The sequence below is a fragment of the Limnohabitans sp. INBF002 genome (assembly GCF_027924905.1).
Lineage (GTDB): Bacteria > Pseudomonadota > Gammaproteobacteria > Burkholderiales > Burkholderiaceae_C > Limnohabitans.
Window position 1 is genome coordinate 665162 of record NZ_AP027055.1, and the last position, 11907, is coordinate 677068.

General features: G+C 57.2%; 12 protein-coding genes. 5 read left to right on the forward strand and 7 right to left on the reverse strand.

The window, feature by feature from the left end:
* Positions 1–22 precede the first annotated feature (22 nt).
* From QMG15_RS03340 to QMG15_RS03360, 5 genes are read left to right on the forward strand one after another with little or no spacing between them, the layout of a single operon-like run.
* Positions 23–1204 (forward strand): ABC transporter substrate-binding protein, encoded by a 1182-nt coding sequence (locus tag QMG15_RS03340; protein WP_281789500.1) that lies wholly within the window; start codon positions 23–25, stop codon positions 1202–1204.
* Positions 1205–1213: 9 nt separating this feature from the next.
* Positions 1214–2134 (forward strand): branched-chain amino acid ABC transporter permease, encoded by a 921-nt coding sequence (locus QMG15_RS03345; RefSeq protein WP_281789501.1) that lies wholly within the window; start codon positions 1214–1216, stop codon positions 2132–2134.
* A 21-nt stretch (positions 2135–2155) separates the two neighbouring features.
* Positions 2156–3130 (forward strand): branched-chain amino acid ABC transporter permease, encoded by a 975-nt coding sequence (locus QMG15_RS03350; protein ID WP_281789502.1) that lies wholly within the window; start codon positions 2156–2158, stop codon positions 3128–3130.
* Positions 3127–3873, forward strand: a complete 747-nt coding sequence (locus tag QMG15_RS03355; RefSeq protein WP_281789503.1) for an ABC transporter ATP-binding protein — start codon at positions 3127–3129, stop codon at positions 3871–3873. Before QMG15_RS03350 ends, QMG15_RS03355 begins: the two co-directional genes overlap by 4 nt.
* A gap of 3 nt (positions 3874–3876) precedes the next feature.
* Positions 3877–4587, forward strand: a complete 711-nt coding sequence (locus QMG15_RS03360) for an ABC transporter ATP-binding protein (RefSeq protein WP_281789504.1) — start codon at positions 3877–3879, stop codon at positions 4585–4587.
* 17 nt (positions 4588–4604) lie between these two features.
* Here the strand turns inward: QMG15_RS03360 and QMG15_RS03365 are convergent, their stop codons facing one another.
* The 7 genes from QMG15_RS03365 to QMG15_RS03395 all read right to left on the reverse strand — a co-directional run bounded on the left by QMG15_RS03365 (position 4605) and on the right by QMG15_RS03395 (position 11838).
* Positions 4605–4886, reverse strand: coding sequence for a HigA family addiction module antitoxin (locus QMG15_RS03365; protein WP_281789505.1), 282 nt, complete (start codon positions 4884–4886; stop codon positions 4605–4607).
* A gap of 7 nt (positions 4887–4893) precedes the next feature.
* Positions 4894–5172 carry a type II toxin-antitoxin system RelE/ParE family toxin gene (locus tag QMG15_RS03370; RefSeq protein ID WP_281789506.1) on the reverse strand — a complete coding sequence of 93 codons (279 nt, stop codon included), beginning with the start codon at positions 5170–5172 and terminating at the stop codon, positions 4894–4896.
* Between the two features lie 240 nt (positions 5173–5412).
* On the reverse strand, positions 5413–6426 hold the full coding sequence (locus QMG15_RS03375; protein WP_281789508.1) for a class 1 fructose-bisphosphatase: 1014 nt from the start codon (positions 6424–6426) through the stop codon (positions 5413–5415).
* A gap of 9 nt (positions 6427–6435) precedes the next feature.
* Positions 6436–9129 carry an aminopeptidase N gene (gene pepN / locus QMG15_RS03380; protein WP_281789509.1) on the reverse strand — a complete coding sequence of 898 codons (2694 nt, stop codon included), beginning with the start codon at positions 9127–9129 and terminating at the stop codon, positions 6436–6438.
* 8 nt (positions 9130–9137) lie between these two features.
* A protein-coding gene (prfB, locus tag QMG15_RS03385) for a peptide chain release factor 2 (protein ID WP_108359195.1) occupies positions 9138–10242 on the reverse strand; the annotation gives its coding sequence in 2 pieces (ribosomal slippage) (positions 9138–10160 and positions 10162–10242; 1104 coding nt in all).
* A 61-nt stretch (positions 10243–10303) separates the two neighbouring features.
* The gene (locus tag QMG15_RS03390; protein ID WP_281789510.1) at positions 10304–10855 is read right to left on the reverse strand and encodes a hypothetical protein; all 552 of its coding nucleotides are present in this window, start codon (positions 10853–10855) and stop codon (positions 10304–10306) included.
* Between the two features lie 50 nt (positions 10856–10905).
* Positions 10906–11838, reverse strand: a complete 933-nt coding sequence (locus QMG15_RS03395; RefSeq protein ID WP_281789511.1) for an alpha/beta hydrolase — start codon at positions 11836–11838, stop codon at positions 10906–10908.
* Positions 11839–11907 lie beyond the last annotated feature (69 nt).

Here is an 11907-nt window from a genome sequence, read left to right on the forward strand (position 1 = left end):
CCTCATTTTTGGAGACTTGTTCATGCACGCTTTTCGCCGTTCTTTGATTGCCCTGAGTTTGGGCTTGGCTTGCGCATCTGGTTTTGCGCAAAACGACGCGACTGTGAAGGTCGGTTTGCTCAGCACCTTGTCAGGCCCTGGCGCGGGTTTGGGCGTGGACATCCGTGATGGCTTTCAGCTCGCGGTCAAGCTTTCGGGTGGCAAATTCAGCGGTAAGGCTGTGGACGTCATCGTGGCCGACGACCAAGCCAGCCCCGATGTGGGTCGCCAAACTGCAGACCGTTTGGTCAAGCGCGACAAGGTTGACTTCATGACCGGCATCGTGTTCTCCAACGTCATGCTGGCTGTGGGCGCACCCACCTTTCAATCGAAAACTTTCTACATCAGCGCCAACGCCGGCCCATCGCAATACGCGGGCGAGCAGTGCAACCCATTCTTCTTCAGCGCGTCCTACCAAAACGACAACATGCACGAAGCCGTGGGCAAAGTGGTGACAGACAAGGGTTTTAAGAAGGTCGCTTTGATTGCGCCTAACTACCCTGCAGGCAAAGACGCGATTGCTGGCTTCAAACGTTTCTTCAAAGGCGAAGTGGCGTCAGAGACCTACACCGCCTTGAACCAACTCGACTACGGCGCCGAGCTGTCCAAGCTGCGCGCCACCAAGCCTGATGCGGTGTACATCTTCTTGCCCGGTGGCATGGGCATCAACTTCATCAAGCAGTTTGTGGGCGCTGGTTTGTCCAAAGACATCACCTTGTTTGGCCCCGGCTTCTCGGGCGATGAAGACGTGATCAAAGCGGTGGGCGACCCGATGCTGGGCATGTTCAACACCTCGCAGTGGGGCCACGACATGGACAACGCGGCCAACAAAAAGTTTGTGGCTGAGTTCGAAAAAGCCTATGGCCGTTTGCCCACTTTGTATGCAGCCCAAGGCTACGACGCTGCACGTTTGATTGAAGCGGCCGTGCGCGACAGCAAAGGCAACTTGGAAGACAAAGCCGCCGTGCGCAAAGCCTTGGAAGCCGCCAAGTTTGATTCGGTGCGTGGTGCGTTCAAGTTCAACAAGAACCATTTCCCGATTCAAGACTACTACTTGCGCGTCATCACCAAAGACAGCAAAGGCCGAGTGACCAACCGCACCTTGAGTCCTGTGTTCAAAAGCCATGCCGACGCGTATGCAGCCAGCTGCAAGATGCCCAGCTAAGGCGTTTTGATGGATGGTATTTTGCTGTTTGAGCAGTCGCTCAACGGCTTGCAGTTTGGGTTGATGTTGTTCTTGCTGGCCGCGGGCTTGACGCTCGTGTTCGGCATCATGGACATGATCAACCTCGCGCATGGCTCGCTCTACATGGTGGGCGCCTACCTCATTGCCACGGTGGCTGCGGCCACCGATTCTTTTTGGCTAGGACTAGGCGCTGGTGTGGCAGGTGCTGCGCTGTTTGGCGTGTTGCTCGAAGTTTCCATCTTGCGTCGCCTGTATGAGCGTGACCACCTCTCGCAAGTGCTGGGCACCTTTGCCATCCTCTTGATGTGTAACGAAACCGTGCGCTTGATTTGGGGTGCGCAACCCATCACGCTCAACCCACCGGCTGCACTCAGCGGCCCTGTAGAGTTGGTGAGTGGTTTCTTTTATCCGGCTTATCGCTTGTTCATCATCGGCGTGGGTTTGGCTGTGGCTTTGTTTTTGTATGTGCTCATCACGCGCACACGCGTGGGCATGCAAGTGCGTGCAGGCGCGGCCAACCGTGAAATGGCTTTGGCCATGGGCAGCAACGTGACGCGTTTGTTCACTGCCGTGTTTGGTGTGGGCGCTGCGCTGTGTGCGATTGCAGGTGGCATGCTGGGGCCACTGCTGGCCGTGCAAGTGGGCATGGGCGAGAGCATTTTGATTTTGGCCTTTGTGGTCATCGTCATCGGCGGCATTGGCTCGATTCGCGGTGCGTTCTTGGGCGCGATGTTGGTGGGCGTGGTGGACACGGCAGGGCGCACCTTGGTGCCCATGGTGTTTGATTCGCTGCTCAGCGCCGAGGCCGCATCGAGTGCGGGCCCTGCTGTGGCGTCTATCTTGATTTACATGCTCATGGCGACCGTTTTGTTTTTCAAGCCGCGTGGTTTGTTTCCTACCCACGGCTAAACATCACACAGTTAATAAGGCATGGCTAATTCGTCTTCAAGCACCTCGCTCGACCACGCCTTGCAGTGGCGCTGGAGCGTGCCTGCGCTGCTGCTGTTGGTGGCCTTGCCTTTCATCGCTAACGCTGCAGGCGAGGGTTTTTACATTGCCTTGGCCAGTCGCATTTTGATTTTTGCGTTGGCGGCGACCAGCCTCAATTTCATTTTGGGTTTTGGTGGCATGGTCAGCTTTGGCCATGCCGCGTTTGTGGGCGTGGGCGCGTACAGCGTGGCCATCCTCACACAAATGGGCATCACCGACGCGTGGCTGTTGTGGCCTGCAGCGATGGTGGTGAGCGCCTTGTTTGCTTTGCTGATTGGCGCAATCAGCCTGCGCACACAAGGCGTGTACTTCATCATGATCACGCTTGCGTTTGCCCAGATGATTTACTACCTCACCATTTCTATCAAAGCGTATGGCGGTGACGATGGGTTGTCATTGGCCGCTCGTTCGCAAATTCCGTGGGTCGACATCAATGACGACACCACGTTTTATTACGTGGTGCTGGCTGTGTGTGTGGCTGCTATCTATGCCGTGGCTCGTGTGCTGAACGCACGCTTTGGTCACGTACTGCAAGCCATTCGCGAGAACGAGGTGCGCATGCAAGCCTTGGGCTATGCGGTGTACCGCTACAAGTTGGCTGCGTTTGTGATGGCGGGTGCCTTGGCCGGTTTGGCTGGTGCGCTATTGGCCAACCAAGGTGGCTTTGTCAGCCCCGCGCTCATGCAGTGGAGCCAATCAGGCCTCTTGATGATGATGGTCATCTTGGGCGGCGTGGGCCATTTGTATGGCGGTGTGTGGGGTGCGGTGGTGTTCTTGCTGTTGGAAGAAGCCTTGAGCCACTTCACCATCCATTGGCAGCTTGGCCTAGGTGCATTGCTCTTGGCCGTGGTGCTGCTGGCGCCCAATGGCTTGACCAGTGTGTTGCAACGCCTGCAACGAAAGGACCCACCATGAGTGCGCCCTTGTTGCACGTGGACAACTTGGTCAAACGTTTTGGTGGTTTGGCGGCCACTGACCATGCCACCTTGCAGGTCAAGCGCGGCGAAATTCATGCGCTCATTGGCCCCAATGGCGCGGGTAAGACCACACTGATTCACCAAATCTCGGGCGCCTTGCCGCCCGACGAAGGCCGCATTGTGTTTGACGGTGCAGACCTCACGCACACCGCTATGCACCAACGGGCACGGTTGGGTTTGGTGCGCTCGTACCAAATCACCAGCGTGTTCACTCGCCTGACAGTGCAAGACAACTTAGCTTTGGCCATTCAGGCAGGCGAGGGGACAAGCTTCAAGTTCTGGCGCGCAGCACGCAGCGACCACACGCGTTATGCGCATGCCGCCGAGGTGGCCGAGCGTGTGGGCTTGCAAGCGCAACTCATGCAGCCCGCAGGCGCGCTGTCGCATGGCGAGCAACGCCAGTTAGAGGTGGGCTTGGCATTGGCCACTTCACCGAAGTTGATGCTGCTCGATGAACCCATGGCAGGCATGGGCCCCGATGAATCTGAACGCATGGTGCAACTGCTACAAAGCCTGCGCGGCCACACCACGCTGCTGCTGGTCGAGCACGACATGGATGCCGTGTTTCGTTTGGCTGACACCATCTCGGTGCTGGTGTCGGGCCAAGTCATTGCGTGTGGCACGGCAGAGCAGATTAAAAACGACGCGGCTGTGAAGCGCGCTTACCTGGGCGACGAATAAACCATGAGCGCCTTGTTAGAAGTTCACGACTTGCACAGCGGCTACGGTAGTAGCCAAGTGTTGTTTGGCATCAGCCTCAGCATTGAAGTGGGTGGCGTGTCTACCTTGCTGGGCCGCAACGGCATGGGCAAAACCACGACAGTGCGTTCTATCTTGGGCCTCACACCTGCGATGGCAGGCACCGTGCGTTTTTGTGGCGAGCGTGTCGAGGGGCACAGCCCTGACCGCATTGCACGCATGGGGTTGGCGGTGGTGCCTGAAGGTCGACAAATTTTCCCGACGCTCTCGGTGCAAGAAAACCTGTTGGCCTTTTCGGCCAACCGCAACAGCAGTGCCAACCCGTGGACGCTAGCGCGTGTGTACCAGTTGTTCCCGCGTTTGGCTGAACGCCATCGCCACATGGGCAACCAACTCTCGGGTGGAGAGCAACAAATGCTCGCCATTGGCCGAGCCCTCATGACCAACCCCCATTTGTTGGTACTCGACGAAGCCACCGAAGGCTTGGCCCCGCTGGTGCGTGAAGACATTTGGCGCTGCTTGCACACTTTGCGCGCCGAGGGCCAAAGTATTTTGGTCATCGACAAGTATGTGCAAAAGCTGGTCAAGCTCGCCGACCAACACACCATCATCGAACGTGGGCAAGTGGTGTGGCAGGGTGCGTCTGCTGCGCTGGAGGCGGACCACAGTTTGTGGCATCGCTACATCGGGGTTTGATTCAACCCCTCATCTCGTTATGCAGCCAGTGCCAACCTCTGAATCTTCGGACGCTTCATCTTGCTGGCCATGTGCAAATCGTATTGCAGCTGCATACCTGCCCACAACTCGGGACTTGTGCCAAACGCGCTAGCTAGGCGATAAGCCATATCGGCGGATATGCCAGAGCTGCCCGAGACAACGCGCGACAGCGTGACGCGATTGACATTCAGTTTGGAGGCTGCTTCGGTCACAGTAATGTCACCCAAATATTCCCGAAGGACTTCCCCTGGGTGAGGAGGGTTGTGCATTCTTGTCATATAAACCTCAGTGGTAATCCATGTAGTCAACCAACACAGCATCCGTACCTTCAAACGTGAACACCATGCGCCAATTGCCATTCACTGTCACGGCCCAATGCTTTTTCAGGTCGCCCTTCAACGGGTGTAGGGCCCATGACGGTGCAGACAGGTCTTCTGGACTTGTTGCCTGATCAAGCGCCGCCAGCTGAAGTCGAAGCTTGGTTGCATGAGAGGCTTGTATGCCTGCTTTGCTACCGGTTTCAAAAAACCGTTGCAAACCTTTGTGTCTGAAACTTTTGATCATTCCAGATTATTTTATCGTGTAGTGTGATGCGCTACAAGTTAGGATTGTAAATTATGTAAGTTTCAACCCGTCACCGCAAATCAAGCACCACGCCTTCCAACTGCGCCAACATGATGCGGTTGTCTTTGCCAAGGCTTGTCACCGCCGCGGCCAATACCAAATTCATTTCCTTACGCTACATAGACAAAGGCCCGCATGAAGCGGGCCTTTTTGTGAAGCTTAAATATTTACTTTTAGCGCTTACTTTTGCGTGTGATAGCTGGTCACGCGTTCCACTTCGTTCTTGGAGCCCAAGATGACGCTCACACGTTGGTGCAGCTCAGTGGGTTGAATGTCCAAGATGCGTTGTTTGCCGTTGGTGGAGGCACCACCGGCTTGCTCGACCAACCAGCTCATGGGATTGGCTTCGTACATCAGGCGCAGCTTGCCGGCTTTGCCTGGCTCGCGCTTGTCCCAGGGGTACATGAACACGCCGCCGCGGGTCAAGATGCGGTGCACGTCGGCCACCATGGAGGCAATCCAACGCATGTTGAAGTTTTTGCCGCGTGGACCTTCTTCACCTTGCAAGCACTCGTCGATGTAGCGCTTCACGGGCTCGTCCCAGTGGCGCATGTTGCTCATGTTGATGGCGAACTCTTTGGTGTCAGCAGGGATGCGCACGTTCTCTTGGGTCAACACAAACGAGCCTTGTTCGCGGTCCAAGGTGAACATGGCCACACCGTCTCCCACGGTCAGCACCAAGGTGGTTTGTGGGCCGTACACGCAGTAGCCTGCGGCCACCTGTTGGGTGCCGGGCTGCAAGAAGTCGTCTTCGCTCACGCCTTTGCTGGGGTCCACTTTTTTGAGCACGCTGAAGATGGTGCCAATGCTCACGTTGACTTCGATGTTGCTTGAGCCATCGAGTGGGTCAAACATCAACAGGTATTCGCCTTGGGGGTAGCGGTTGGGCACGACGTGGATGCTGTCCATTTCTTCGGACGCCATCGCGGCCAAGTGGCCGCCCCATTCGTTGGCTTCAATCAACACATCGTTGGCGATGATGTCGAGTTTCTTTTGTACTTCGCCTTGCACGTTTTCGCTGCCGGCTGAGCCCATGACGTCGCCGAGTTCGCTGCCCAAGGCACCTTTGTTCACGGCATGGCTGATGCTCTTGCAAGCACGTGCCACAACTTCAAGCAGCAAGCGCAGCTCAGACGGGATGAGGCCTTTGGCGCGTTGTTGTTCGACCAGATAGCGGGTAAGAGATACAGACATGGCAAGTCCTTAGTTGGAGAGCGCGCGCGAAACCACTTCACGCACGTCGTTGCTTAAATCGGTTTTGGCGGCGATGCGTTTGATGGCTTCGTGCGCAGCGGTGCGGTAGGGCTCGGCCAGTTTGCTCCAACGGTCCAAGGCGCGTGCCAAACGGGCGGCGACTTGGGGGTTGATGGCGTCGAGCTCCAACACGCGTTCGCTCCAGAACACATAACCCGCCGCATCGCTGCGGTGGAATGCGCCGGGGTTGGCACTGCAGAAACTGAAGATCAGGCTGCGTGCGCGGTTGGGGTTTTTGATGTGGAAGTCGGGGTGCAGCATGAGGTTGCGCACCAGCGACAAGATGTTGCCACCACGGTCGGTGCTGCCGGCTTGCAGGGCAAACCACTTGTCCATCACCAAGGCTTCGTTGTGGAACAGGTTGTAGAAGCGTTGCAGCGCATCGTCTGCCAATTCAAGACCCGAGCCCACCAAAGCGCTCAAGGCGTTGAAGCGGTCGGTCATGTTGTGCGCGTCTTTGAAGCACTGGTAGGTGCGACCTGGCCACACCACGTCACCGGTGGTGCGTGCGTCTAAGCACAACATGGTGAGAGCCATGCCACTCAATGCGCGGCGGCCACTCGACACGGGGTCGGGGCTGAAAGCGCCGTTTTCGCTGTGGGCTTCGAAGGCCCAAGCCCAATCGTCATGCAACTCGCGTGCGAGTTGGGTGCGCATGGCTTCGCGTACCGCGTGGATGCGTTGAGGGTCGACCACATCGAGCTGTTCAGCAATGTAGGTTTCAGAAGGCAAGGTGAGCACCAAGTCTTTGAACGCGGCGTCCAATGCTGGGTTGCGCAGCACGGTGCGCAGGGCTTGCACCAAGGCAGCATCCAACACGTGTGTGGGGGCCTCGCTGGCCGCCACGGCGGTGAGTGCGGCGTTCAGGCACAGGCGTTGCGCGGCTTCCCATTGGTTGAACGGGTCGGTGTCGTGTGCCAACAGCGTGAGCAGTTGTGTAGGCGTGAAGTCTTTTTCCAGCACCACAGGGGCGCTGAAGCCTCGCAAGATAGAGGGCACAGGCTCTTCACCGGCTTGCAGTGACAAGTCTTTGAACTCGAAGCTTTGCGTGGCTTCGGTCAATACCAAGAGTTGCGTGGACAGCACCTCGCGGCCATTGGCGCCCAGCAAACCAAATTGCACCGGAATGACAAACGGTTCTTTGTGGTCTTGGCCGGGGCTGGGTGGGCAGCTTTGGCTCATGCTCAGTGTGTACGTGCGTGTGTCGGCGTTGTAACTGCCAGCGGCTTGCACGCGGGGTGTGCCGGCTTGTGCGTACCAACGCTTGAACTGCGTCAAGTGCGTGGCGAGTGCTGAGCCTGGGTTGGCATCAGCAATGGCTTGCGCAAAATCGTCACACGTCACCGCTTGGCCATCGTGGCGCTCGAAGTAGAGCGACATGCCTTTGGCGAAGCCCTCACGACTTGTCAGGGTCTGCATCATGCGCACGACCTCAGAGCCTTTTTCGTAAATCGTGACGGTGTAGAAGTTGTTGATTTCTACATAGCTGTCAGGACGCACGGAGTGGGCCATGGGGCCTGCGTCTTCGGGGAACTGCGCGGTGCGCAGCAAGCGCACGTCTTCGATGCGTTTGACGGCTTTGGCCGAGGCAGCCGCTTGCGCGTTGTCCTTCAAAGCCTCAGCGGCCAAGTCTTGGCTGAACTCTTGGTCGCGGAAAACGGTGAGGCCTTCTTTGAGCGAGAGCTGGAACCAGTCGCGGCAGGTCACGCGGTTGCCGGTCCAGTTGTGGAAGTATTCATGGCCGACCACGCTTTCGATGTTGGCGTAGTCCATGTCGGTGGCGGTGGCGGAGTTGGCCAACACAAACTTGGTGTTGAAGATGTTGAGGCCCTTGTTCTCCATCGCGCCCATGTTGAAGTCGCTGGTGGCGACGATCATGAAGCGCTCTAAGTCGAGGCTCAAGTTGAAACGCTGCTCGTCCCACTTGATGCTGGCCATGAGCGAGTTCATGGCGTGTTCGGTTTTGTCCAAATCGCCGGAACGCACAAACACTTGCAGCAAGTGTTCTTTGCCCGACGGCGCTTTGACGCGCTGTTCGCGGCACACAAACTGGCCCGCCACCAAGGCAAACAAGTAGCAAGGCTTTTTGTGCGGGTCGACCCAACGGGCGAAGTGACGACCGTCTTCCAGCGTGCCTTCGTCCACCAAATTGCCGTTGCTCAGCAGCACGGGGAAGGCCTTTTTGTCGGCGCGCAGCGTGACGCTGTAGTGCGACATCACATCGGGGCGGTCTAAGAAATAGGTGATGCGGCGAAAGCCCTCGGCCTCGCACTGCGTGAAGAACGAGTCGTTGCTGACGTACAAGCCCATGAGCTTGGTGTTCTTGTTGGGCAAGCAGGTGGTGAAGATTTCCAGATCAAAGGCCTCATGGCCTTCAGGCAAGTTCTCCAGCACCAACTGGCTGCCGTCCATCTTGAACGAGGTGCCTTGGCCGTTGACCAACACGCGCGCCAAGTTCAGCTCGTCGCCGTCCAAACGCAAAGGCTGAGCCGCCACGTCGGGGTTGCGGCGCACGCGCATTTGGTTGAGCACGCGAGTTTTGGCTGGGTCAAGGTCAAACGTCAGATCGACGGTGTCAATCCAAAACGCGGGCGCTGTGTAGTCGGCGCGTTGGATTAGTTGGGCTGTGCCTTCACGGTACATGGTGTTCCTTAAATACCTTGCTTGAGTGACGCTTCGATGAAAGCATCGAGGTCGCCATCCAAGACTTTTTGTGTGGCCGAAATTTCGACGTTGGTACGCAAGTCTTTGATGCGGCTGTTGTCCAGCACGTAGCTGCGGATTTGATGGCCCCAGCCCACATCTGTCTTGGTGTCTTCGAGCTTTTGTTGTTCTTCTTGGCGCTTGCGCATCTCGTGGTCATACAGGCGAGAGCGCAGGCGCTTCCACGCCACGTCACGGTTGCTGTGTTGGCTGCGACCGTCTTGACACTGCACCACGATGCCGGTGGGCATGTGGGTCAAACGCACGGCAGAGTCGGTTTTGTTGATGTGCTGACCACCCGCGCCCGAGGCACGGTAGGTGTCGGTGCGCACGTCCGATGGGTTGATGTCAATCTCGATCGAGTCGTCAATCTCGGGGTACACGAACACCGAGGCGAACGAGGTGTGGCGACCGCCCGAGCTGTCAAACGGCGACTTGCGCACCAAGCGGTGCACGCCAGTTTCGGTGCGCAGCAAACCAAAGGCGTATTCGCCTTCAATCTTGATGGTGGCGCCTTTGATGCCCGCCACGTCACCCGCAGATTCGTCTTCCACTGTGGTTTTGAAGCCTTTGCGTTCGGCGTACTTGAGGTACTGGCGCAGCAACATGCTGGCCCAGTCGCAGGCTTCGGTACCACCGGCACCGGCTTGGATGTCGAGGAAGCAATTGAGCGGATCCGCTTCGTTGCTGAACATGCGGCGGAATTCGAGCTCTTCGATGGTTTTGACCAAGCCTTGGGTGTCGGCTTCGATGGTGAGCAAGCCGTCTTCGTCGTTGTCGGCCTTGCTCATCTCAAACAACTCGGCGTTGTCTGCCAGCTCTTGCGTGAGGCGGGTGAGGGTGACGACCACGCCGTCGAGGGCTTTCTTTTCACGACCCAGCTCTTGCGCTTTTTTGGGGTCGTTCCAAATGGTGGGGTCTTCTAGCGAGGCGTTGACGGTGCGCAGGCGTTCAGATTTGGCATCGTAGTCAAAGATACCTCCGGAGATCCACCGTGCGGACGCTCAGGTCGGCAAGTGTGGATCCAATGAGGTTGATGCGTTCTGCTTCCATGATGCGGTCTTCTTTATGTGTCTGGGGGAAACCGCAGATTTTCTCACGTTCAGACCGGTTCTTAGAAGCTGCGAGCGTAGGCAAACAAAACGCCAGCGTTGCCGAGCAAAAAGACCTGCGCTGAGTCTTTAGGCGTGAAGGCGTAGCCCAGCGAGGGAATGATGGCCGGCGCAATGCCGTAGTTGTTGAATGGGATTTTTTCTTTGTATGCGCCGCGGTAGCCGTAGAGCAAGCCCGCAGAGACTTTGGTGAACAGCTTGGGGTTGCCCAAAATGCCATCCCATTGCTTACCCACATAGGCGTAAGCAGAGCCTTGGCCAAACGAGTTGGTGAACAAGGCCAAGCCGCAGAAGCGACCACCGCTGACGTGGCTGTCAAGCGCCACCAGAATGACTTGCTTGTGCTCTGGGTTGTTGGACCAGTGGTGGGTGTAAGGGGAAATGGTGAGGTCCCATTTTTTGGTGGGCTGCTCGCCGCCCTCAACTGCCAAGCTGTCGGGGCAAGGCTGCCAGTCGTAGAGATCATTGCCTGCGGCTTGGGCCGACGTGGCTCCCAAAGCGCCTGCCAACACAGTGGAGAGCAGCAGGGCGCGTAGGTTGTATGAAAAATGCATTCGTTTAGCTTAATTTCTAAAAGCTGAATTTTATCTTCTTTAGCAAACCATCACGTTTTCAAAAAATCTTCTATGAATTGCGCCAGCTTTTCAGGCTGGTCGTGGTGCAGCATGTGGCCTGCGTTGTCGATGACGGCGTGGGTGATGTTGGGCACGGCGGCAATGCGCTGCCTGAACTCGGCCAGGGTGTAGCTGTCCTTCCACCACTGGCCCATGCTGTCGGTGCTGGCGACCACGCACAACATGGGCGCGGTGATGCGTTCGTAAATGGCTTGGGTCTCATCGGCTTTGAACAACTGGGCGTTGACGACCTTGTGTGCCGCATGACCCAGGATGCGCCATTCACCTTGGTCGTTGGCGCGTGCCCAATGCTGAGCCAGCCAATGGGCTTTGTCTGAGCCCAAGCGCGGGTTGGTTTTGATGAGGCGCTGCGCCACGGCTTCAAGGCTGGCGTAAGGTTTAAGGGCCATCTCGTTGCGTTGCAAAGCTTTGAGCTCGTCCATCCACTTGGCCAAGCGGCTTGGTGCTTGGGCTGGGCGAGTGGCTGGCATGCCAAAGCCTTCGAGGTTGATGAGTTTGTGGATGCGTTCAGGGCGAATGCCCGCATACATCGTCGCCACATGACCGCCCATGCTGTGGCCCAGCAGGTGGATTAGGCGTTCGCCCACGTAATGGTCGAGCAATTGGTCCAAGTCAGCCAGATAGTCGGGGAACCAGAAGTTGTCGGTGTGGGGTGTTTCGGTCAGGCCAAAACCACGCCAATCGGGGGCGATGACCCAGTGATCGTCTTGCAGTGCGTCGATCACAAACTGAAATGAGGCGGCCACATCCATCCAACCGTGCAGCATGACCAGTGGCGTTTTGTCGGGTGATGGCGTGCCCCACTGCCGTACGTGATAACGCAGGTGGCGGATGGGGATAAATTCGCTGCGCGAAGGGTGTTGGATGGGGTACATGGCTTGAATCATAAGGAGGCGTGGCATCGCCCAAGTCAAACCACGGCTTCTGAGGCTTTAGACTTGTCAGGTTTTTACAAGCCTTGATGGCTGGAG